General features: G+C 43.4%; 13 protein-coding genes and 2 pseudogenes. 6 read left to right on the top strand and 9 right to left on the bottom strand.

What is annotated here, in order from left to right; genetic code table 11:
* The first annotated feature begins 118 nt into the window (after positions 1-118).
* Together KQP79_RS10275 and KQP79_RS10270 are read left to right on the top strand one after the other, a co-directional pair.
* Positions 119-2,708 (top strand): annotated as a pseudogene (locus KQP79_RS10275) (helix-turn-helix domain-containing protein).
* Positions 2,709-2,789: 81 nt separating this feature from the next.
* Positions 2,790-5,270 (top strand): annotated as a pseudogene (locus KQP79_RS10270) (glycoside hydrolase family 31 protein).
* Positions 5,271-6,074: 804 nt separating this feature from the next.
* On the opposite strand, the gene KQP79_RS10265 reads toward KQP79_RS10270, so the two are convergent.
* The 7 genes from KQP79_RS10265 to folP form a co-directional block, all read right to left on the bottom strand.
* A complete protein-coding gene (locus tag KQP79_RS10265; protein WP_004299723.1) occupies positions 6,075-6,935 on the bottom strand; it encodes a TonB family protein in 861 nt (286 codons plus the stop codon).
* A 208-nt stretch (positions 6,936-7,143) separates the two neighbouring features.
* The gene (locus tag KQP79_RS10260; protein WP_234120586.1) at positions 7,144-9,090 is read right to left on the bottom strand and encodes a glycoside hydrolase family 97 protein; all 1,947 of its coding nucleotides are present in this window, start codon (positions 9,088-9,090) and stop codon (positions 7,144-7,146) included.
* 35 nt (positions 9,091-9,125) lie between these two features.
* On the bottom strand, positions 9,126-11,591 hold the full coding sequence (locus KQP79_RS10255) for an alpha-L-arabinofuranosidase C-terminal domain-containing protein (RefSeq protein WP_061447978.1): 2,466 nt from the start codon (positions 11,589-11,591) through the stop codon (positions 9,126-9,128).
* A gap of 320 nt (positions 11,592-11,911) precedes the next feature.
* Positions 11,912-12,889: a glycoside hydrolase family 43 protein gene (locus tag KQP79_RS10250; RefSeq protein ID WP_061447977.1), complete on the bottom strand. Its 978-nt coding sequence runs from the start codon at positions 12,887-12,889 to the stop codon at positions 11,912-11,914.
* 45 nt (positions 12,890-12,934) lie between these two features.
* A complete protein-coding gene (locus KQP79_RS10245) occupies positions 12,935-15,436 on the bottom strand; it encodes a beta-galactosidase (protein WP_264386631.1) in 2,502 nt (833 codons plus the stop codon).
* A gap of 205 nt (positions 15,437-15,641) precedes the next feature.
* Positions 15,642-16,406, bottom strand: a complete 765-nt coding sequence (gene cdaA, locus KQP79_RS10240; RefSeq protein ID WP_004309664.1) for a diadenylate cyclase CdaA — start codon at positions 16,404-16,406, stop codon at positions 15,642-15,644.
* 11 nt (positions 16,407-16,417) lie between these two features.
* Complete coding sequence (folP, locus tag KQP79_RS10235; RefSeq protein WP_182281629.1) at positions 16,418-17,284, bottom strand: dihydropteroate synthase; 867 nt, start codon at positions 17,282-17,284, stop codon at positions 16,418-16,420.
* A gap of 117 nt (positions 17,285-17,401) precedes the next feature.
* On the opposite strand from folP, the gene KQP79_RS10230 reads away from it, so the two are divergent.
* Together KQP79_RS10230 and KQP79_RS10225 are read left to right on the top strand one after the other, a co-directional pair.
* Positions 17,402-19,417 carry a sensor histidine kinase gene (locus tag KQP79_RS10230; protein ID WP_004305080.1) on the top strand — a complete coding sequence of 672 codons (2,016 nt, stop codon included), beginning with the start codon at positions 17,402-17,404 and terminating at the stop codon, positions 19,415-19,417.
* A gap of 77 nt (positions 19,418-19,494) precedes the next feature.
* Positions 19,495-20,790 carry a UDP-N-acetylmuramoyl-tripeptide--D-alanyl-D-alanine ligase gene (locus tag KQP79_RS10225; protein ID WP_004305082.1) on the top strand — a complete coding sequence of 432 codons (1,296 nt, stop codon included), beginning with the start codon at positions 19,495-19,497 and terminating at the stop codon, positions 20,788-20,790.
* 80 nt (positions 20,791-20,870) lie between these two features.
* On the opposite strand, the gene KQP79_RS10220 is transcribed toward KQP79_RS10225, so the two are convergent.
* Entirely contained in the window at positions 20,871-21,263 is a 393-nt protein-coding gene (locus tag KQP79_RS10220; RefSeq protein WP_004305084.1) for a VanZ family protein, read from the bottom strand.
* Positions 21,264-21,366: 103 nt separating this feature from the next.
* Here KQP79_RS10220 and KQP79_RS10215 point away from each other — a divergent pair, with 103 nt between their 5' ends.
* Complete coding sequence (locus KQP79_RS10215; RefSeq protein ID WP_004309661.1) at positions 21,367-22,737, top strand: sodium-dependent transporter; 1,371 nt, start codon at positions 21,367-21,369, stop codon at positions 22,735-22,737.
* The gene (locus tag KQP79_RS10210; RefSeq protein ID WP_004309660.1) at positions 22,737-23,654 is read left to right on the top strand and encodes a helix-hairpin-helix domain-containing protein; all 918 of its coding nucleotides are present in this window, start codon (positions 22,737-22,739) and stop codon (positions 23,652-23,654) included. The genes KQP79_RS10215 and KQP79_RS10210 overlap by 1 nt, the downstream gene beginning before the upstream one ends.
* Before the next feature lie 182 nt (positions 23,655-23,836).
* On the opposite strand, the gene KQP79_RS10205 is transcribed toward KQP79_RS10210, so the two are convergent.
* Positions 23,837-24,493: an ABC transporter ATP-binding protein gene (locus KQP79_RS10205; RefSeq protein WP_004309659.1), complete on the bottom strand. Its 657-nt coding sequence runs from the start codon at positions 24,491-24,493 to the stop codon at positions 23,837-23,839.
* Position 24,494 lies beyond the last annotated feature (1 nt).

Below are 24,494 nucleotides of genomic sequence, written 5' to 3'. Positions count from 1 at the left end.
AAATTAAGTCAAAATGCCACTTTTTATCAGCTGAATGATAAATAACTGCCTTTAACAGATAGAAAAGTCGTGCTTCATAAGCCGACTTTTTTTATCTTTGTAATCTTGAAACATAGCCATGACTACCAATAGTTTGAGAAACATACGGATTCTGCTCTGCTTATTTTTCTGTTTCAGGATGACACCGTTCATATATGCCGGTGAATTCCTGTTCACCACCATCAATGCGTCGCAAGGATTGAGTGATAACCAAATACGTTATATCCTCCAGTTGCCCGACGGAAGAATGGTATTCACCACCAGCGGTAATGTAAATCTATACGACGGTGTACATTTCAGCTATCTTCACCGCACCACGGAATACGTATATCCATTAAACCAATATAACGGGCATTACCGCATTTACCAGAGTGGGGATTCTCTGTTATGGATTAAAGATACTCACAAACTGATGTGCATTGACCTGTACAGAGAGGAATACATTCCTGATTTAGATGCTTACTTTAAGAACAGAGAGATACAAGCCCCCGTAGAAGACCTTTTTGTAGACGATTCAGGACACATCTGGCTACTCATAGCTAACGAATTACTGGAATTAAACAACAAGACCCGTATAACCTTGCCCGGCAAGTATTCCGGAAAATTGCAGAACCTGAATGCCGACAGTACCTCCCTATATTTATTCTATGACACAGGCGAAGTGTCCTGTTACCACATAGCCGACCAAAAAACTGTATACAATATAGCCGCTTATCCTGCATCCGAACAGGCTGAATATCAAAATACTTCTCTCGTCGTCAAAAGTGCAGACGGCTTCTATCAACTACGCAACGGGCGTAAAGGCGGTTTATTCTATTTCAATAGCCACAAGCGCACATGGAAAAAACTCTTCGAACAGAACTATACTCTCAACACCCTTATCATTACCCCTAATGGTGAGAAAGCCTATATCAGTTGCGTTCACGGGTTTTGGATGATTGACCTCCACACAGGAACACAAAAATACATCCCCCTATTGGAAACCGGAAACGGACAGATTGTCTCTACCGAAATCAGCACTGTCTTTCAAGACCGACAAGGAGGGTTATGGCTCGGAACTTTCAATCGGGGTTTATTATATCATCACCCGTCCATGCATAAACTGACTCATATAGGTCGCAATGCATTTCCCGTCTCCCCGGAAGAAGAAATCAATATTGAATCTTTCGCCGAAGATAAAGATGGAAATATCTATCTGAAAGCTCATTCCCGAATTTATCGACTGACAGTCAATGAGCAGAAATCCCATGTATTGAAGCCGGCAGCTATCCCTACAAATTCTCCTGAAATCCTGAATCGGTTGCCCCCCAACAAGAACCATCATTTCAGAAATAAAGTATACAATACATTATATACCGACACACGCGGCTGGACATGGGCAGGAACTCCTGACGGACTGGAACTTTTTACCAGCGAAAACGACTCTGCCCCACGTATCTTCTATCGTGAAAACGGATTGAGCAATAACTTTATCCAGGGTATCATTGAGGACAAATATCGAGACATCTGGGTAACGACCAGTAACGGTGTCACACGCATCCACATAAATCCGGAGAATAAGAACATCAGTTTCACCCGGTTCAATCAGTTGGACGGTGCTTTGGACGGCGAATACATAAAAGATGCCGTATTCAGTTCTTCCGACGGCACTCTCTATTTGGGTGGTATTGATGGCTTTAGCATATTCCATCCCGACAAGGACTCCATTCATCCGATGCTTCCTGATCCGCCGGTTTTCACAGCCTTACGCTTGTATGGAGAGAAAGTGAATACAGGAAAAGAATATGGCAACCGCATCATCCTGTCCAAAGCTGCTCCTTATACAACCGAAATCGAACTGGACTATAACCAAAACTTCCTGACTTTCGAATTTTCGGCATTGAATTATATCAATCATGAACGCACATACTACCGTTATCAACTGGAAGGTATCGACCCGCAATGGATGAGTACATTTGCAGGAAGACAGGGAAATGCGACCGTGGGGAAAGGTCTTCTTCAAGCTGTTTACAAATTTACCACCGGGAGATTATACATTCAAAGTCATGGCTTCGGACAATCCTCTTCAGTGGAACGGCAAAGTGACAGCAATAAAATTAACCATCCATGCACCGTGGTGGAAAACAACCACGGCTTATATCCTGTATGCAGTCATTTTATTACTGATTGCTTTCACCGGTATCCGGTTGTATATCTATTGGAGCAGAAAGGAAATGGAACGCAAGCATAAAGAAGAGATTCTATTACTCCGTATCCGCAACCTGATCGAACAAAATAATTCTCTAACCTGTGGCATAGAAGAAACGTCTCCCGACCATCAGCAACAGGATACGGAAGAATCTGCATTTCTGGCACAAGCCATCAAACTGGTGGAACAGAATCTGCACGTCAATGGCTATTCGGTGGAGCAACTAAGCCGCGACCTCTGTATGGAGCGAACGGGATTATACCGCAAACTGGTGACTATGCTCGATCAGTCTCCCAGCCTCTTTATCCGCAACATTCGTCTGCAACGGGCAGCACAACTGATAACAGAGGGCAAGCTAAGCATTACGGAAATTGCGGAACACACAGGTTTTAGCAGTTCCAGTTATTTAAGCAAATGTTTTCAGGAAATGTATGGATGCCGCCCGTCAGAATATGCCGAAAAAGTGAAAAAATCAACGTGATTACTATTTGTTTCAACCTGATTGTTGTCTGTTTTACTTGCCTCTGCCCTACTTTTGCTGCATCATAAAGCACTTAAAACCATGAAAATGAATCTTATTAGAAAAGCCGGTTTCTTGCTTGTATGTGCAACAATGGTTGCAGCAGGCAATGGTACAGCACAAAATGTACAGCGTACCTCACAAGGCATCAAGTGTGCCACACAGGGGATGGATGTCAACGTAGAGTTTTATTCACCCACCATTGTCAGGGTTTATAAGACGCCCAGTCAGAAATCTTGCAATAAAGAAAGTCTGGTCATTGTCAAAACGCCCGAGTCGACTCCTGTTTCTTTCGGTGAAAAGGGGAAAAATGTGACATTAAGCAGCCGTCTTATCCAAGTGGAAGTGAACCCGGAGACCGGTGGTATCCATTTTTTCGATTCGTCCGGTCAACGTCTGTTGACGGACAAGGATTACGGAACACAATTCACTCCTTTCAATGATGCAGGTGTTCCGTCTTTCAATGTCCGCCAGGCTTTTTTGCTGGATAAAGACGAAGTAATCTACGGTTTGGGACAGCAGCAGACGGGTAAAGTGAACCAACGCAATTAGAAACTGTTTCTCCGCAATCAAAATATGAGTATCTGCATTCCATTCATTCATTCCGTCAAGGGATATGCCCTTTATTGGGATAATTATTCTCCTACTACTTTCCTCGACAATCCGCAAGAGATGTCGTTCGACTCGGAAGTAGGCGATTGCGCTGATTATTATTTCATTTACGGCGGCAATGCGGACGGTGTAATAGCCGGAGTGCGCGAGCTGACCGGTCAGGCCCCGCTCTATCCGCTCTGGACACTGGGATTCTGGCAATGCCGCGAACGCTATAAAAGTCCGGACGAACTCTGCGAAGTAGTAGACAAGTACCGTGAACTGAAAGTACCACTGGACGGTATCATCCAGGACTGGCAATACTGGGGATGCAATGAAAACTGGAACTCGATGAAATTCCAAAACCCACGCTATATCAACAAAATGGGTGATCCGGAATACATGAAATTCCTCCCGAACGGAGAAGACAGAAATGCTAATTATGGAACGCCACGCATCAAAAGTCCGAAAGAAATGATCGACTATGTACATAAACAGAATGCACATATCATGATTTCAGTATGGGCCTCGTTCGGTCCGTGGACAGAGATGTACCAGAAAATGGATAGCCTGAAAGCATTGCTTCACTTCGAGACATGGCCTCCCAAAGCCGGAGTAAAACCTTACGACCCGTTCAATCCGACAGCACGCGATATGTATTGGGCAGAAATGAAAAAGAATATCTTCGATCTCGGAATGGATGGCTGGTGGCTCGACTCTACCGAGCCGGATCATCTGGAAATCAAGGACAAAGATTTCGATACCCCCACTTATCTGGGTTCATTCCGCAGAGTGCACAACGCTTTTCCTTTGATGTCCAACAAGGGTGTATACGGACATCAACGTGCCACCACTTCCGACAAGCGGGTATTCCTGCTCACACGTTCGTCTTTCCTAGGACAGCAACGTTATGCGTCACATTCATGGAGCGGCGATGTAGTCTCCACCTGGGAAGTGATGAAGAAACAACTGGCGGCAGGACTAAATTACTCACTATGCGGCATACCATACTGGAATACCGACCTAGGCGGATTCTTCGCACGGAAATACAACAATAATGTACACAATATCGCTTATCATGAATTGCACGTGCGCTGGTATCAGTGGGGAGCATTCCAGCCGATCATGCGTTCACACAATTCCAGTCCGGTAGCTGTGGAAATATACCAGTTCGGCAAGAAAGGAGACTGGGCGTATGACGCACTCGAAAAATATACTCACCTGCGCTATCGCCTTTTGCCCTATCTCTACAGCACTTCATGGGAAGTTACCAACAAAGCGGGCAGCATCATCCGACCACTCATGATGGATTTTCCTAAAGATAAGAAAGTACTCGAGATGGATACAGAGTATATGTTTGGCCGTAATTTCCTTGTCCGCCCCGTAACTGATTCGCTTTATACATGGCAGGACGACAAACAGAACGGCTATCAGAAGAATATGAATAAGATAGGAAAGACAGATGTTTATCTACCCGCAGGTGCCCAATGGATTGATTTCTGGACCGGGAAAAGCCTGAAAGGCGGACAAACCATCCAGCGTGAAGTGCCTATCGACATCATGCCTGTCTATGTCCGTGCTGGTTCTATCCTACCCTGGGGACCGGCTGTACAATATTCCACCGAAAAGAAATGGGATAATCTGACACTTCGCATTTATCCGGGCGCCGACGCTGAATTGACTCTTTACGAAGATGAGTTCGACAACTACAATTACGAAAAGGGAGCATACACTACCATTGCCATGAAATGGAATGATAAAGACCGTACCCTGACGATTAACGACCGGCAAGGTAACTACAAAGGAATGCTGAAAAATCGTAAATTCAACATTATCATTGTAGAACCGGGAAAAGGTTGTGGTGACGGTGATGCTATGACATTCGATCAATCTGTTTCTTATAGGGGAAAGAGAGTAGACTTAAAATTATAAAGTTTCAACTTTATTCCCACCATCTCACACTGGGGAAATAAACAGTAACCAATCGGTAAATTTCCCTCTAACACCTGTTTTTCAATTTTACAAGTACAGCCTTCACCCTTCACAATGCCCTATTCATCGGCATTAGCGGGTGAAGGCTGCTCTTTCATCCGCCTTTCACCCTCCGTTTTCTTAACCCTGTATAATTCTTCTCCACCTGTTACTTCTAAAAACATATCTAACCTGTTTCCCACTCATTACTAACTAACTTCTTTTTCATTAATAACAAACTTTCTTTTGATTACTGGTAAACTTCTTATTACCAGTATGTAAACTTGTTTTTCATTAAATGCAATCTATAATTGCAAGTTGCGTTTATAAAAACAAAAGCTTTGATTATATAAATGCAAGTTTCATTTATATAATCAAAGCTTGCATTTATAGTTTTCTTATGATGCAAAGAAAGTTTGGTTCCTATACAAAGGAAGTTTATCCCTTATAGAAAAGAAGTTTTCCTATAATAGTCTGGAAGCTATCTGCTAACACTTCTTCTGCCAACTATAGATAAAAGATTTAGCAGACTAGACAATCTGTGAAAACCAGGGTAGAAAGGTGAAAGGAAAGTGAAAGCCTGCCCTTCACCCGCTAATGCCGATGAATAGGGCATTGTGAAAGGTGAAGGGTATTTTCTTGAATTTCCATAAGATCCCGCAACGATTCAAAACGAAACTTTCCGGGAACTATCGTTTCAAATAAGTCTTCTAAAACGAATGTACTCTTCCTTCAACAATGGCAAATCTATACAGAGAGAAATTATCAATCAGCCATTATCTTCACATCAGGCGACGGAACACGGAACCAATACTCCACCCATCGTTTTTCTTTATCGGGCATTGAGAACGATAACTTAATCAGATTGTCGTGGAGACGTTCAACACTAATTTCATTCTCTGTTCCCGGAACGAAAACAGGATCGGACGATTTTCCCAATATCTCGACATACACGCTGTCTGAAGGCAAACGATACTCTCCCTGGGAAAATATAATGGCATTCGATTTCGCATCCCTGCCACGTGTCATGATGTTTATAAATGTTTTATCGGCAGAAATTACTTTTAAGACCGGTAATAATGCAATCCGAAAATCATGTGCACCGGGCTGCACAAGACAGCTTTGCCATACTCCCTCCAGACTCTTATTAGTGACTTCCTGACCGCTAGGGACAGTAAGTTCAGGAATATTCATATTCGGAGTATTGCCATTTTGCTTTTTCGACAGGCTAAACATTACAGGAATAGTGAAACGCACTTTGACAGCCTTGCCATCCGCCATTCCGGGTGACCATTTAGGCATTGTTTTCACCACGCGCAAAGCCTCTTCATCCAACAGCGGATCAACTCCTCTCACTACCTTTCCCTGTCCCGGTGTTCCATCTTCCATCACTACGAACTGGATAATCACCCGACCGGAAACTCCTTTCTTCTGGGCTTCGACAGGGTATTTTACGTTAGTTGCCAAGTATTTCATCATGGCTTGCATGCCTCCCGGAAACTTCGGCATCTCATCGGGAATTAAATAAACTCCCTCACTATCTATTCTGGGGACTGACTCTTTCTGTGCAAACAATGGCAAACACAGAAACAACGCTATGAAAAGACTTACTAGTTTTGTATGCATGGTTTTCCGTTTTAAGGTTGAACAATAAACGAAGATAACATCTTTACGCTAAAAGACCAACAAAAAAATCGTTTATTTTCCTCATACACAGCAGTTATTTATTGCACAATAAATACTGTTGCCACCAAGCCACAAGTAAATAACAAATAAAAATGTGAGTTCGGGATAAGGGTATTTATCCCGAACTCACATCCAAAAGAAATATCATCTAGTTGTTCACCAATACAACACCTCCCTGTGGAAGGATTTCCAGTTGCACTTTTCCGCTTTCTTTTACTTTCAACGTCACAAGTTGAGGTTCTCCTTTTTTATCATCCTTATACAGAGAAACGGTTTTTCCGGCAAACATATCTAAATCCAGTTTCAACTTTACGATTTCTTTCCCGGCATTCACAGCAGCCAGATACCAGGTGTCACCGTGGCGACGTGCCAAGACTACATATTTTCCCGGATATCCGTCAATGAAACGTGTTTCATCCCACGTGGTAGGAACCGTTTTCATATAGTCCACACAAACAGGGGAAACATCTTTCAGGTTGTTGGGAGCAAGCGCAAAATTCTGTACCGGATTCTGGAATAATACGGTAGTGGCTAATTGAAATATATCAGTAGTACGGCGGGTAGTTCCTCCGTCATTGTTGCGATTCAGCCGTTTGTTCAGGAAACAACCACCGAATTCCATGCAACCCACCGCGTTGCGGATAAACGGATGCAGACAGGCATTGAAAGCCTCTTCATCACAGAAGTGCTGGCCGAAAACCATATTTTCGGAGGCCAGTACAGCCTCGCTGCCTACATAGTTCGGGTACATACGTTCCCATCCGCGAGGGATGGTGCAACCGTGGAAGATTACCATCAGACCGTGGTCGTCAGCATCACTCAAAATATCTTCATACAGGCGCATCGTTTCCTGCTTGTCGCCACCAAAGAAATCAACTTTGATTCCTTTCACTCCAAGACTTTGCAACCATTTCATTTCACGTTTGCGGATAATAGCATTGTCCATGTGATTCACCGGCCCCTGCTCAATATCATTCCAATAGCCGGAAGAGCTATACCATAAGAAGAGTTCAACTCCTTTGCTTCGTGCGTATTCTATCAAAGATTTCATGCGGTCACGGCCGATGTTCGTATCCCACCAGTTATCGATCAAGGCATACTCATACCCCATTGCAGCTGCAAAATCAATATAGCGCACCTGATCGTCATAGTTAATACTACCATCCTGCCAGAGAATCCAGCTCCATGTGCCGCGTCCGAAACGGTAGTCATGCTTCGTTTCATAAAGAGGACGTACGACATCCCAGATAACGGTTGTTTCCACAATCGGTTTCAAGGTTTCGCCAACAGTTATGGTACGCCAGGGAGTAGCACTGGGAAGGGCAAACGCCGGAGCAGAAGTTCCGTTACCGTTATTTTCTGCTGCCATCGGGAAAGCAACCGTATACAGATTACCTTCGCTTACATCGCTCAAACGAGAACCGCAATAACGACTGTCTACACCTGTTTCGCTGACTAATACCCAACCATCGTCACCGATACGGAACAGACAAGGGAACGTGTAGCCATGCCCGTACTGCGAACGGTCACTCATGGGAGCATCTGCCTTATACTCTTCCTCATAACTGGGTTTGGTACGCTTCCAACCTATCATGGCATCGCTTTGCGGACATAAGAAAGTAGTTGTTTGTTGCGGAAAGCGAAAGCCGGTTTCTTCGGCAGTTACCGTTACACTTCCTTTTCCATCCTGACGCGGAAGAGTATAGCGAAAAGCTACATCGTGATTGCTGACACGAAAGACTACATCTATTTTCTGCCCTTTCGAATTCTCAAAATTACAAATCAGTTCGTTTGCCTGATAATGCACTTTGGAGGTTTTAATACGATCCTGATGGTAGACAGTATCGATCGGAGTAACAGCGTGTCCTGTCAGTTTCATCCCTTTTGCAAAGTCACCGATATTCGTATTCATACCCAAAGGAGATTTCTCCAACATTGTCTTTCCATTGTAGGTAATCGAATAACTCGGCTTTTCGGCTGGAGAAGCAGATACAACCAATTGCAGTTTTTCATCCGGCCCTTTCACTACCACTTCCTGTGCTATCAGAGAAGTCAGACAGCAACTAGCCAGCAGGGTACTTATTATCTTCTTCATATTATTTATGTCGTTATTATCTTCACTTTTTTCTGTTATTTCTCATTTGCCTTCTTTATGCGGATCACCGTAAAAGAATAGGCAGGTAATTGATAGTCAAACTTTTCTGCTACTTCCATTGTGTCTTCAACAGGTAGCGGGGTATCGGTCGGTTTGCCGGTCAGTACGGTTCTTTTTGCAGAAGACTGTATAGCACCGATTCCGGAAAGGTCGACATTCGTATTCACCTCTACGGGAAGTAAATTGACCAGCTTCACAATCACGTCGCCACTTGCCGAGTCACGGACAATAGAAGCGGCAATGCGTTTCCGCACTTGATCGTCTCTATTATCAAGAGTGATCTTTGACGGCAAATATTCGTTTCCGGCATTCTGTCCGTAGAGTTTCTGAACATAGTAGCCGGTGGTAGGTTTCACTTCCCGGTTATTGAAGTAAATCAAATCCGGATTCCACTGAGTATGTCCTTCTTTAGCGAGAAGAGGGGCATAGGAAGTCATGTGTACAACATCTCCATTACGTTCCAAGGCAGCAAGATAAAGAGCTTCTGTCAGTGCTGTTTCGATATTCGCCTTTCGTCCCGGTATGTGAGTTGCATATTCGCCCAAGTATACTTTTGTCTTTTTCGAACGATCGTATTTGTCGTAGAAATCCTGGTTGTTCAGGAACCATCCCGGAGTCTGGTAATAATGTTCGTCGACCATCGGAATACCCAGTTTGTCCGCCAGCTTCCATCCTTCCACGTAGTCTGTACCCTCATTGAACGGTCCCACTGTACCGACAACAATCATTTCAGGATATTTTTCTTTGATGGCATTGAAGATCATTGTGAAGCGTTCTTCGAAGATATCAGTGATAAGATCTTCATTTCCGATACCGATGTATTTCAGATTGAAAGGTTTCGGATGCCCGGCTTCGGCACGTACCTTTCCCCATTTGGTCTTCTTAGCGTCACCGTTTGCCCATTCTATCAGATCAAGAATATCCTGAATATAAGCTCCCATTTCGCTCATCGGGATACCACCTTGTTGTCCTCCTCTCAAGTCGCCGTGACAGGCAGAGTTCTGGCAAGGAACACCGGCCGCCAGCACTGGAAGCGGTTCCGCACCAATATCTTCGCAAAACTGGAAATATTCAAAATAACCCAATCCCATGCTTTGATGGTATCCCCAAAGGTTACGCTGTGCTTTTCTTGTTTCCAACGGACCTACTGTATTTTTCCATTGATAAATGTTTTTCAAGCCATCACCATGAGCCACACAGCCACCGGGGAAACGGATGAAACGGGGATGAATATCAGCCAACACTTGAGCCAGATCTTTGCGAAGCCCGTTCTTACGTCCTTTAAATGTATTCTGCGGGAATAGGGAAATCATGTCCAGATTCAATTCACCAACAGATTGAGGGATGATTTCGAGATGAGTGTCCGCAGTAGCTTTAGCAGTTATTACCGCTTTATATGTTTTCCATTGACGGGAAGACACTGTTAGAGAAGTCTCTCCACACACATTTCCTTTTCCATCTACCAGACGAACCTGCAATTTATTTGATTTAGCCTGCGGAACCCGGGCGAAGATGGAAAAATCATATTTCTCTCCGGTGTTCAGTGCGATTCCATCAAAACCTGTATTTTCTAATGCAGCTCCCGGTTGTTCTACATTCAGCACGGCATAATGTGGGTTATTGATATGAATAGGGTCGGTAGTATCAATAGTGAAAGTCGTTTTCTCTCCTTTCAGTGCCCAGGAATGAGTGCTGTTCCAGTTCTTATCTCCTTCCCTGTCCGAAGGGTCGTACTCGAAGTCGCGGTTTTGGATAAGTTCTGCATAGAGTCCTCCGTCTGCCGAATAATTGATGTCTTCAAAAAAAGCGCCCAGCAATACATCACTAATGGCTTTTGCGCCTTCCGGTTGTACAGTGACCGTTGCTTTTACAGGCTTCAAACCGGCAAAACGTTCTCCATCCTGTATCGGACGTTCTCCATGTAATGAGTTCCGATATTGATTCCAGCCATAATTTTTATCCAATCCATCCACCAAGGTCCAAACTACCCGGTTGATATTTCCTTTCTGCTCTTCTCCGGCAACAATAGCTTTCACTCTCACTCCGTCAAAATCCGGCGTAGTACGGGGATATTTCTGACTGGTCCAGTTGATTAAATCCTTGGAAGTAGCTTGGCCGTATCCATCATGGTCATTCAGTTTCCAGGTACAAATCCATTCGCCATCGGACGATTGTTTCAAATAAGGATCGAGCATTTTCTTCTGTGATCCCCAGCGGCTATAATCGCACCGGAGATATCCGTAGTTCCGGCCAATTTCAAACCAATTTTCTTTATCTGTACTCCAGGCAAAACGGAGTCCGCTGCGTCCGTCGTCTCCGGAAGTTGCAAAAGAAAACAGATAAACCGAATCGGGTGTACTCGTCATTTCTTTGATTGCAGCTAAAGTGAGCTGCTGGAACGACAAAAACAAGACAACTAAAAAGAGGAATAATTTTCTCATGGTATATATTGCATTAAGATTATCAATCGCAAAGTTAAGATTTTCATCATTCTAACAAGCGTGTTTCATATAATAATTGGTAATTATACACTTAAAAATATATAAGAAACAAGTAAACAAGGGTAAAATATACACTTTTCCCCATATCGTATACTGTTTTCCTGGATTACAACTAGTTGAATCCATCTTATCAGAATAACTCAAAAGAAAACAAAAGGATGGGAATACTCACTGGGAAGCGAAGATTACCCGCCTGAAAAACAATTGGTTTAACAAATCAGGGACAGGTGTTTTTCTCCTGTCCCACGAGATATTTTAGTTCAGAAACCTTCGGGTTTGCCATAGGCCTTGAAGAGGCGTTTCAACTCTTTTGGGGTAATCGGTATGACAGTGCCATGGCGCGGATGGAAATCCATACTGATAGCATGGTCAATCACTTTGAAATGTTCCAGATCGGAACTTTCGGTAAACTGGTATTTACCTTTCGTATATACATCATACATCAAAATATACTTATCGGAACCAACCAGCGGGAAAATACCCGAACCTTCTACCGGATCCTTCGTCTGCTGTTTATAGTCATCCGATTCTGTCCATTGGCCGGAGGTTAGAGAGGAGGTAGTGGCCTTTTTAATTCCATTTCCATTCCCTTCCGTTTTGTAGAACAAATGATAGAGTTTATCTTTGTAAATAATGTCGCCGTCAATACATGATTTTTTGTTTTCCGGAAGAAACAGTGGCTTCGGTTCTCCTTCTATATCGGTAAAATCTTTGTCGGCATAAGCATAATAAATGATATCGGGACCATTGCCATGTTGCATGGACCAGTAAACCATGTACTTTCCTGCTTCCCTATCATAAATAGTTTGTGGAGCCCACACACGTTTCAGATCCTCCTGATTGGGATATTTTTTCTGGATATTCACGATATTGGAAGTCCAGTGTACAAGGTCTTTTGATTTCAATAATATCATGGCACGGTTAGAACTCCATCCATTGCCGGACACCATATCTGTCACCACCATATAAAATGTCTTCCCATCTTCACAGCGCAAGATATGGGGATCACGTACTCCACCTGTTGAACTAATCACACGGGAATCAAGTACCGGCTGATTTCCATTCAAGGCTTTATAATTATATCCATCGAGGCTAACAGCCATCCGGACGGCTTCTTCACTCATGCGATTGCCGGTGAAGTAAACAAACAGGTAAGCAGATTGCTGGCAATACCCAGTCAACACTCCCACAAATAGGAATGCGAAAAGAATTATATTTTTCTTCATATTCATCATCATTTCAATGCTTTTTCATCCATTGTTTTATTCTTGTTCATTCACTGTTTAGTAGTTGAAATCAGCAGGTTTCACATATACACGATATTCCTTAATCATACCCGGATACCCTTTTTCGGCACGAGGCAGATAGCGGAAACCGGTCACATTTTCCACTTTGCTCAAGTCAATTACCAATTGATGAGGATAAGGAACATTGTCCACTGTCATCCAGAAAGTGGATTCCTGCAAGTCGAATATCTTGTCGGCTGTACGGTTGCCACTACGCGTTTCTTCACTATCGGCATAACGAATCTTCCAATGTTCGCGGGATACCGGTTTACCATCAGCTCCCAGGACATCAAACTCTGCTATCGCTGCGATGTTATCATTTGCTTGTGGAGAAAGTGCTTCCAGACAGAAATAACGTCCTTTCACCNCTCCCAGGACATCAAACTCTGCTATCGCTGCGATGTTATCATTTGCTTGTGGAGAAAGTGCTTCCAGACAGAAATAACGTCCTTTCACCAGAGTGGCAAATCGCACTTCCTGCCAGCCGTTACCCGGAGTGAAAGCTCCTTCATGGACCACTTTCTCACCCGTCAGTTTCAGTTTTTCTCCATCCTTGCGGTGTGTTTCGGGAGCTTTTTCACGAAGCACATCGAGAATTGGTTTCTTCAAACCTTTGATGGAAGCCCGGGTAGGACCTTTCAAATCCAGAACGAGGATTTCATTCTCTCCTTCTTTCAGCCAGCACCCCGGCATAAAGAGAGTCTGCTGCGGACCGATTTCCCAGAAACGCCCCATTGCATGACCGTTCACCCAGACCATACCTTTTCCCCATGTACTCATATCCAGGAAAGTATCTCCTACTTTATCCAGTGTAAAGGTGCTCTTATAATAGGCAGGCATAGTCGGTAATATCTTTGTATCGCTATATTTCTTATCTTTTATAAAGGAATAATCTACCGGGAAGTTATATACAGTCCAGTTTTTCAATTCCTTAGTCTGGTTACCCGAAATAAGTTCCACCTTTTCAGTGATTCCTTTGCGGTCGTGGATGGATTTGTCAAAGTTAACACGTCCCATTGCTTCCACAAGAATATCCAGTTGTGTGCCTTTTTTCAGCGCGGGCAGGGTCGTTGTAAATTCTCCCTTACGACGGTCCAAGCGTGCCAGCAGTTTACCGTCGGCATATATCTGCGCCCAGTCGTGCACTTCCGTAATTTTCAAAGTGGTGCCTGCAAGAGTCGTTTCGGGCAATGTGGTGCGATACAGAATCGTTCCCCATCCCTGGTTGAATTGTTCCATCGGTTGAATATCCACCGTTTGTTTTGCCTCCGGCAGATTTGAGAAAAGCGGAGCCACTTTATGGAAGTGAAACTCGGGGATTTCAATAACAGGCAGAGCTGCGGGCACTGCGGGCAACGTCTCACCTGCCGGAAGATAGTTTTTCAACAAGTCACGAAGCAAGAAAAACTTGTCGGTCGTCCATCCGGGTTCGCTAATCGGAGCATCATAATCGTATGAGCTGCACATGGCGGAATAAGCCGGGTTGTTCGCACCTCCCCAATGTCCGAAAGTCGTTCCTCCGTGAGTCATATACAGACTGAAAGAGATGTTCCGGTCGAGCATATCCTTGATGCCCTGTACCATATCTTTTGCAGGACGTGTCTCATGTTTGCGTCCCCAGTGGTCGAACCATCCGCTCCAGAACTCGCTACACATCAACGGAGTTTCAGGACGAAGTTCTTTGAGTCTTTTAAATTGCTGGTCGATATTGGCACCTGTTCCAAAGTTCACCGTCCAAATCAGGTCATCGAGCGCGTTATTGGTGAAGTTACTGCTCCAGTCACATTGAAACAGAGGTACATCGGAAAAACCGGATTCACGAACCAGGTCGCGCACGGCAGAGACATAAGGTTTGTCGATTCCATAAGAACCGTATTCATTCTCTACCTGTACCATGATGATATTTCCCCCTTTATTCACTTGCAGCGGAGCCAGTTGCTTACCGACCTCTTTCATAAAGATGCCTACCCGTTCCATATAATAGGGATCGAGCGTACGCAAGGCTATATCTTTTTTCTTCAACAGCCACCAGGGAAGTCCCCCCATCTCCCACTCCGCACATACATACGGACCAGGACGGACAATGACATACATACCGTGTTTCTGTGCCGCACGGCAGAAAGTTGCAATATCATTCTGACCGGAAAAATCGAACTTTCCTTCTTCCTGTTCATGGATATTCCAGAAAATATAAATACAAATAGTATTCATGCCTAATGCCTTGCACATCTCAATGCGATGNTGTTCATGGATATTCCAGAAAATATAAATACAAATAGTATTCATGCCTAATGCCTTGCACATCTCAATGCGATGCTCCCAATAAGCTTGCGGGATGCGGGTGTAATGCAACTCGGCAGCCTTCACCACAAACGGTTTTCCATCCAGCAAGAATGTGTTCTTGCCTGCCTCAAACTTCCGTGCAGTAGTTTGCGCCTGTGCAGTACTAAAGAAAATAACTGTAAAAAGTACCAGTAAAGCAATCAATCTGTTTTTCATGGTTTATTCAAAAATAGAATTTTAATAGTATACGGCAAAGGTAGGCGATTCACCTAAAAAGAAGGGCATAATTATCATTCAAAAAGGGTTGGAAATAAAGCAAAATAGCGCCAAATAGCAGATAAAACAACAATGGTCGGAAGATGAGAGGCATTTTACCATGCTCATCTTCCGACCATTTGTCCGGTATGTGATTACAATAAAATCAGTTTTCTTTTGTCAATAGACTTTCCAGTTCTTCCGCATTCAGGCGGAGGTAGAATTGTCCGCGATAGGCTACGGAGATAGCGCCCGTTTCCTCTGAAACAATAATGGCATGTGCGTCCGACTGTTGAGAGATTCCCATCGCTGCGCGATGCCGCAAGCCAAGTTCTTTCGGTATATTCAAATCATGGGAAACAGGAAGGATACATCCCGCCGCCTTGATACGTTTTTTGCTGATAACCATCGCTCCATCGTGCAACGGGCTATTCTTGAAAAAGATATTCTCGATTAAACGCTGATTGATTGCCGCATCAATCAATTCGCCTGTACGAACGACTTCATCTAAAGGAGTATTATGCTCAATGACAATCAATGCGCCGACTTTTTGTTTCCCCATGCTTAAACAGGCCATTACCACGGGCATGATATCATCGTGCTTCAACGATTCTTTCTTCGATCCGCTAAAGAGACGGGCCAATGCACTGACATGCCGGTGAGATCCCAAAGTCAAAAGAAAACGGCGTATCTCATCTTGAAAAAGCACAATCAACGCTATTACACCCACATTCATCAATGTGTCGAAAATAGAACCCAACAGTTTCATCTCCAGCACTTGTGTCACCACCAGCCAGATCAGAATAAAAACCAAAATTCCGGTGAATACCTTGATGGAGCCGGAAGCTTTCATCAGTTTGTAGGTATAGTACAAAACAAAAGCTACCAGCAGGATATCGATAAAATCTTTTATGCCAAACTCAAAAAACATGCACCCTCCTCTTATTTGTCATATCCACTCTCTATTTTTAATTTCTCTGTGATCCGGACAGCTTCCACCGCCTCACGCACATCATGTACACGCAGGATGTGCGCTCCTTTCATCAACGCAACAGTGTCCAATACGGTTGTCCCGTTTAATGAATCTTGCGGGGTTCCTCCCAATAATTTATAAATCATTGATTTCCGCGAAACTCCCACTAAAACGGGAAGTTCGAATATGTGGAATTCTTCCAGATGCGCCATCAGTTCATAATTATGCTCCAATGTTTTTCCGAATCCGAATCCCGGATCGAGAATGATATCTTTCACTCCCAAGTCGCGAAGTTGCTGCACTTTACGAGCGAAATACAGGAAAACATCTTTAATCAGGTTATCATAAGACGGTTCTTTCTGCATACTTTGGGGTGTTCCCTTCATATGCATCATAATATAGGGCACTCCCAAGTCGGCTACTGTCTGAAACATCCGGTGATCCATTTCACCGGCAGCTATGTCATTAATCATAGCAACTCCATATTCTTTCACACATTCTTCGGCTACATCAGCCCGGAAAGTATCAACAGAGATAATAGCTTCCGGATGATTATGGTTCAGGATTTCCAGACCGGTACGCAGTCTGTTCATCTCTTCTTCAGCAGAAATATGTTCGGCATTCGGCCGTGAAGAATAGGCGCCTATATCAATTATCGAAGCACCTTCATCAAGTATCTGACGGGCCCGGGCAGCAATGTCCTCTTTGGTCTGCATCCGGCTGCGGGAATAAAAAGAATCGGGAGTTACATTCAATATTCCCATCACCTGCGGAGTAGCAAGATCGAGCAACCGCCCTTTTACATTTATATAAATAGGAGATATAGGTTTCATCATTGACAACATTCCTTTTAGATCGCCTACAAATGTAGATAAAAAAAGCAAGTATTCGTACTAAAAAGAAGAAATAAACGTATATTTGCAAACTATAGAAGAAACCGAAAAATTCATACCATGAGCCGATTAACCCTATTTCACGTAGGATTTCTTTTCCTCATTTTGTTCTTTACCACTACTGCTAAAGCTCAAAAAGAGGCTGAAACTTTCAATGTTGACTCTACTCTCTATGAATATTATCAACGTTGTCAAGAATACCTATTAGAGCCTGTTGTGCTTAGCATGTCCGACACATTGTTCAGAATGGCCGGTGAACGGCATGATGAACGAATGCAGGCAGTAGCCATAGCCACCCGACTGGATTACTATTATTTTCAGGGAACCAATGAAGATAGTGTCATCCACTATACCAACAAAGTAAAAGAATTCGCCAAAGCCACTCATCAGCCTAAATATTATTATTTTGCATGGGCCAACAGGCTAGTTACCTATTACTTAAAAACAAGCAGAACAAACATAGCACTTTATGAAGTGCAAAATATGTTAAAAGAAGCTCAGAAAGAGGATGACAAAACCGGTTTGTCCCGTTGCTACAACATTATGTCGCAAATCTACACTATCAAAAGATTCGATTCGATGGCCTTCGAATGGCGGTTGAAGGAAATCGAACTAACTGAAAAATACAATATCGAAAACTATAATATTTCCCAGACGTATGCCCAGATAGCCAACTATTACATCAGCCAGAAAAAACAAAAAGAAGCATTGAGAGCTGTGGAAAAGGCCATTTCAACAGCCAATTCTTCTACACAGCAAATATCTGCCAAGTTGGAGTACGTTAACTACTACAGCAAGTTCGGTGACTTTCAGGCAGCCGAAAAAATATTGAAGGAATGTCAGATTGCATTCGAACAGGATAAAAGACTGGAATCGATCAAAAAGAGACTGTATAATATAGAATGTTTGTACTATCAGCAGACCAGGCAATATCAAAAAGCATTGGAAGCTGCAGAGATGCAAGAAAAGGAAGAGCACCGTTTAAGCGAAAGTATACTTAGCAGCAGTCACTATCGTACACAGGGAGAAATCTACCAGAAGATGGGGAATATGAACATGGCAGTCAAATATCTGCAAATGTATATCAACACCGACGACTCCTTAAAAATAGCCAATGAGCAAGTAGCCAGCAGCGAATTTGCCACCTTGCTAAACGTTGAGAAACTCAATGCCGAAAAGAAAGAACTAATGCTCCAGGCACAGGAAAAGGAGTTGCATAATAAAACAACATTGATTATCTCATTGATTATTTTATTAGGTATTCTATTCTTATTCCTTTATAGAGAAAACTTCCTGAAACGCAAACTGAAAGTTTCGGAAGCAGAACTCAAAACAAAGAATGAGGAACTTACGGTGTCGAGGGAAGAATTACGTAAAGCCAAAGACATAGCGGAAGCGAGCAGCCGGATGAAGACAACGTTCATCCAGAGCATGACCCATGAAATCCGTACACCGCTCAACTCTATTGTAGGCTTCTCGCAGGTGTTAAGCGATCACTACAGCAATAGTCCGGAAACACAGGAGTTTGTCAATATTATCAAGAGCAACAGTAACGACTTGCTCCGACTGGTCACTGACGTGCTCGCTCTGTCGGAACTGGATCAATATGAGCAACTGCCCACAGATGATGAAACAGATATGAATACGATCTGTCAACTTGCCTCTGAAGTGGCCAAAGACAACAGGCAAAAGGATGTGGAAGTTCTGTTCGAACCTGCAAAAGAAAACCTGCTCATACGCAGTAATTCGGAACGCATATCACAGGTGTTGAACAACCTGGCACATAATGCCGCCAAATTTACAACTCATGGCAGTATCCGCATAGCTTATTCCGTACTGGAAGCTGAAAAGAAAATTGAAATCAGTGTCACCGATACAGGAACTGGTATTCCGAAAGATCAGCAGGAGGCGGTATTTGAGCGTTTCTACAAAATGAATTCTTTCACACAAGGCACCGGTCTCGGACTGCCGATATGCCGGAGCATTGCCGAGAAGTTAGGAGGCAGCCTCCGGATCGACTCTTCCTATACGGACGGATGCCGGATGATACTGACTCTTCCTTTGGTATATGCCTAAGTAAAAATCTGTCCGAACTCCCATCAAATCCGAAAGAATAGCCTATCTTTGCAGCGTTTTAAATAAAAGATCAGGTTATGAAACTTTCTGCTCTTTACCAGATTTTTCTGGATTGCCAATCAGTAACTACTGATAGCCGGAACTGCCCGGACGGTTCTTTGTTTATCGCCTTGAAAGGTGAGTCATTCAACGGTAATGCATTTGCAAAACTAGCGCTAGACTCCGGATGCGCATTTGCCATTATTGATGAAGCCGAATATGCCGTAGAAGGTGATAAACGATATATACTTGTAGACAACTGCTTGCAGACAATGCAGCAACTTGCCAACTATCATCGCCGCCAACTCGGAACGCGTGTGATCGGTATTACGGGCACTAATGGGAAAACGACCACCAAAGAATTAATTTCCAGTGTTCTCTGCCAAGCCCATAACGTGCTTTATACTTTAGGTAATCTCAACAACCACATCGGTGTACCGACCACCCTATTGCGTTTGAAACCGGAGCATGACCTTGCTGTTATCGAGATGGGTGCCAATCATCCGGGAGAAATCAAGTTTCTTTGTGAAATAGCCGAACCGGATTATGGCATTATCACCAATGTAGGTAAAGCTCACCTGGAAGGATTCGGTTCTTTCGAAGGAGTGATTAAGACTAAAGGAGAGTTATATGATTTCCTCCGTAAGAAAGATGCCATCACCTTTATTCATCACGATAACGCTTATTTGATGAATATCGCGCAGGGATTGAACCTGATTTCTTATGGAACTGAAGATGATCTCTATGTCAACGGACAGATTACTGACAATTCGCCTTATCTCGCTTTCGAATGGAAAGCCGGCAAGGACGGTGAACGCCATCAGGTTCGCACACAGTTGATCGGAGAATATAATTTCCCGAATGCCCTGGCTGCCATCACTATCGGACGTTTCTTCGGAGTGGAAGCGAAGAAGATTGATGAGGCTCTGGCAAGCTATACGCCACAGAACAATCGCTCCCAACTTAAAAAGACAGAAGATAACACGCTTATCATCGATGCATATAATGCAAATCCAACCAGCATGATGGCTGCTTTGCAAAACTTCCGGAACATGACAGTCCCCCACAAGATGCTCATATTAGGAGATATGCGCGAACTGGGTGCTGAAAGCCCGGCCGAACATCAGAAAATCGTTGACTACATAAAAGAAAGTGGTTTTGAGAAAGTATGGCTCGTAGGAGAACTGTTTGCCGCAAGCGAACATTCTTTCAAAACGTACGCCAATGCGCAGGAAGTTATAAAGGATCTGCAAGCTAACAAACCCAAAGGGTATACTATTCTTATCAAAGGCTCTAACGGAATCAAACTTAGCTCAACGGTAGAGTATTTATAACGGAAAAATAAACGAGTGAACAGTAAATGATAAACGGTGAATATTGGATGCAACCATTATTCACCGTTTCTATTTTTCATTCACTGCTTATTCATCATTCTGGGGCGTACGACATAATAGGCTATTAAACTAGCCAGAATCGCTCCCGTAGTATTAGCTGCAAAGTCCAACCAGTCTCCACCCCGGTATGTAGTGCAATATTCCTGCAACAATTCCACACAACCACTAAAAAGTACAGGGCAAAGGAATGCGCCTACCCATGCATGCCATATCGGAGCATTGTCCCTGCGATGTGCACGCAAAAATTCCAGCCACAGCATCCCCGACATACCCAAATACATACAAACATGAACCAGTTTGTCGAGGTTAGGAATTTCATCTAAATCCGTCTTAGGCGGTTTAAAGAACGACAGATAAATCACTGTCAGAATGATAAAAAGCGAGATTGGATATTTCTTAATATAAGATAGCATATCTAAATAATGTTACAATTTTCGTGCAAATATAAGTATCATTTTCTATATTTGCGCTCTAATACGTATATTTTATAACGATTTGTAAGATAAAACAAGATTTATGGCAAAAAATGATAGAGCAAACTTCGGCAGTAAATTAGGAGTCATACTCGCTTCTGCCGGCTCTGCAGTCGGATTGGGTAATATATGGAGGTTTCCCTATGAAACAGGAAACCATGGAGGCGCTGCTTTTATATTGATCTATTTAGGCTGCATTCTTCTTCTGGGATTGCCTATTATGATTGCCGAGTTCCTGATAGGACGCCGTTCGAGAGCTAACACAGCTAGAGCATATCAGAAATTAGTACCTGGAACACATTGGCGTTGGGTAGGACGCATGGGGGTATTGGCAGGCTTCCTGATACTTAGTTATTATGCTGTAGTAGCAGGATGGACACTCGAATATATTTTTGAAGCTGCTACTAATGGCTTTGCCGGAAAAACCTCCGGAGAGTTCATATCCTCTTTTCAACAATTCTCCAGTAGCCCATGGAGACCGGTTGTATGGTTGGTGGCATTCTTGTTGATTACTCATTTCATCATTGTGAAAGGGGTAGAAAAAGGAATCGAAAAGTCCTCCAAGATCATGATGCCTACCCTGTTTATCATTATCCTCATACTGGTTGTTTGCTCGGTCACTCTGCCGGGAGCCGGTGCAGGTATCGAATTCCTGCTCAAGCCCGACTTTAGCAAAGTGGACGGAAATGTATTTTTGAGTGCCATGGGACAAGCGTTCTTCTCATTGAGTTTGGGAATGGGATGCCTTTGTACGTACGCCTCCTATTTCAGTAAAGAAACCAACCTGACCAAAACAGCTTTCAGCGTAGGAATCATTGATACCTTTGTGGCGATACTAGCCGGATTTATCATCTTCCCGGCAGCTTTTTCCGTAGGCATACAACCTGATTCAGGTCCGAGTCTGATCTTTATCACCCTGCCTAATGTATTCCAACAGGCATTTAGCGGAGTTCCCATACTGGCATATATATTCTCTGTCATGTTTTATGCGTTGTTGGCAATGGCTGCTTTAACTTCTACCATTTCCCTGCACGAAGTAGTAACCGCTTATTTACATGAGGAGTTCAACCTCTCCCGTGGAAAAGCAGCAAGGTTAGTCACCGGCGGTTGTGTCTTCCTCGGAATATTCTGTTCACTATCACTGGGAGTCATGAAAGGATTTACCGTTTTCGGACTGGGCATGTTCGACCTCTTCGACTTTGTAACAGCTAAAATCATGTTACCACTGGGCGGATTGTGCATCTCCCTCTTTACCGGATGGTATCTGGACAAGAAGATTGTATGGTCGGAGATTACCAATGACGGTTCATTAAAGGTACCGGTATACAAACTCATTATCTTTATATTAAAATATATCGCACCAATCGCCATCTCACTGATATTTATCAATGAACTGGGATTAATCAAGCTATAATGTGGAAAGACTTCCTTTATTATACTAAAACAGAACGACAAGGCATTATCGTCCTTGTCGTTCTTATTTTAGGAGTATATGCCGCCCCTAAACTCTTCTCCTTTTTCACACACGCTGAAGATACCGACTGCAGAGAGAACGAGAAGTTCGATAAGGAATACAACGACTTTATTTCCTCCCTCCGGGAAACCAAACCTCACCAAAAGTCCGGTCATTCTTTTCAATCATCCCCTCAAAGGGAAATCAAGCTTGCGATGTTTGACCCGAACACCGCAGACTCCACTACTTTTCTTTCGCTTGGATTACCATCCTGGATGATAAAGAATATCCTGCACTATCGCTATAAACAAGGTAAATTCCGCCACCCGGAAGATTTCCGAAAGATATATGGACTCACGGAAGAACAATACCAGACTCTTCGTCCTTATATACAAATTACAGAAGATTTCAGTTCGACAAATAAAGACACGGTACGATTGTTAACCGCACCAAGCATACAACGGGACACCCTTGTGAAATATCTCCCGGGAACTGTCATCAGTCTCAACTCCGCAGATACCACCGAACTGAAGAAGATTCCGGGAATCGGAAGCAGCATTGCCCGGATGATTGTGAATTACCGCGAACGGCTGGGAGGCTTTTTCCGAATAGAGCAGTTACAGGAGATTCATCTAAAGGCAGAGAAACTCCGTCCGTGGTTTTCCATTGACACCCATCAGACACGCCGCATCAATGTAAATAAAGCCGGCATGGAACGAATGATGCATCATCCATACATAAACTACTACCAAGCAAAGGTTATCATAGAATATCGGAAAAAGAAAGGATTCTTAAAAAGTCTGAAGCAATTATCTCTCTATGAGGAGTTCACTCCTATTGATCTTGAACGGCTAGAGCCCTACATTTGTTATAATTAATAAAAAAAAGATGCATTCCTATCACACCAGACAAGAATGCATCACACACAAACAAAACAAACACTCTACTATCATCTTCACAGACTTCCGTAGAGAAGCGACTATAAATATATAGCTAAAAGATAGAACACTTGCAAGGCTCTACCTTTTTGGTATACATTTTTAGAAATTAGGTTCTCTAATTAATCTTTTTTAATCATACCATCCACTATATGAACGGTCCGGTCCGTAATTTTGGCAAGCCCCTCGTCATGCGTCACAATGACAAAAGTCTGCCCCAGCCGGTCTCTCAAATCGAAGAACAGTTGATGTAAATCTTCTTTATTATGTGTATCCAGACTACCGGATGGTTCGTCTGCCAGAATAACTGCCGGATCGTTGATTAAAGCCCTCGCTACCGCCACCCGTTGTTTCTCGCCTCCCGACAATTCATTCGGTTTATGAGAAGCCCTGTCAACCAGTCCCATAAAATCCAGAATCTTCATAGCGCGTTCGTGCGCCTCCTTCGAAGATACCCCAGCGATTAGAGCGGGAATCATCACATTTTCCAATGCCGTGAACTCCGGCAGTAGTTGGTGAAACTGGAAAACAAAACCAATATTCTTATTACGAAATGCAGATAGTTCTTTCTCCTTCATCCGACTCACCATTGTTCCGTCAATCTGTACCACACCTGCGTCCGGTTCATCTAAAGTGCCCATTATCTGCAATAACGTAGTTTTACCCGCACCGCTCGGGCCTACAATACTAATAATTTCTCCTTTGTTGATTTCCAGATCAATGCCTTTCAACACCTGTAATGAGCCGAAACTCTTCGTAATCCCTTCTAGTTTTATCATA

It is taken from the genome of Bacteroides sp. DH3716P, from assembly GCF_025914115.1.
GTDB lineage: Bacteria > Bacteroidota > Bacteroidia > Bacteroidales > Bacteroidaceae > Bacteroides > Bacteroides ovatus.
This window is presented reverse-complemented; position numbering and strand designations above follow the sequence as displayed.

Excerpts from the sequence above, each read along its gene's own strand:
- KQP79_RS10265 (WP_004299723.1), bottom strand. The coding sequence starts at position 6,935 with ATGCATACAAAACTAGTAAGTCTTTTCATAGCGTTGTTTCTGTGTTTG.
- KQP79_RS10260 (WP_234120586.1), bottom strand. The coding sequence starts at position 9,090 with ATGAAGAAGATAATAAGTACCCTGCTGGCTAGTTGCTGTCTGACTTCT.
- KQP79_RS10255 (WP_061447978.1), bottom strand. The coding sequence starts at position 11,591 with ATGAGAAAATTATTCCTCTTTTTAGTTGTCTTGTTTTTGTCGTTCCAG.
- KQP79_RS10250 (WP_061447977.1), bottom strand. The coding sequence starts at position 12,889 with ATGATGATGAATATGAAGAAAAATATAATTCTTTTCGCATTCCTATTT.
- cdaA (WP_004309664.1), bottom strand. The coding sequence starts at position 16,406 with ATGTTTTTTGAGTTTGGCATAAAAGATTTTATCGATATCCTGCTGGTA.
- folP (WP_182281629.1), bottom strand. The coding sequence starts at position 17,284 with ATGATGAAACCTATATCTCCTATTTATATAAATGTAAAAGGGCGGTTG.
- KQP79_RS10230 (WP_004305080.1), top strand. The coding sequence starts at position 17,402 with ATGAGCCGATTAACCCTATTTCACGTAGGATTTCTTTTCCTCATTTTG.
- KQP79_RS10225 (WP_004305082.1), top strand. The coding sequence starts at position 19,495 with ATGAAACTTTCTGCTCTTTACCAGATTTTTCTGGATTGCCAATCAGTA.
- KQP79_RS10220 (WP_004305084.1), bottom strand. The coding sequence starts at position 21,263 with ATGCTATCTTATATTAAGAAATATCCAATCTCGCTTTTTATCATTCTG.
- KQP79_RS10215 (WP_004309661.1), top strand. The coding sequence starts at position 21,367 with ATGGCAAAAAATGATAGAGCAAACTTCGGCAGTAAATTAGGAGTCATA.
- KQP79_RS10210 (WP_004309660.1), top strand. The coding sequence starts at position 22,737 with ATGTGGAAAGACTTCCTTTATTATACTAAAACAGAACGACAAGGCATT.
- KQP79_RS10205 (WP_004309659.1), bottom strand. The coding sequence starts at position 24,493 with ATGATAAAACTAGAAGGGATTACGAAGAGTTTCGGCTCATTACAGGTG.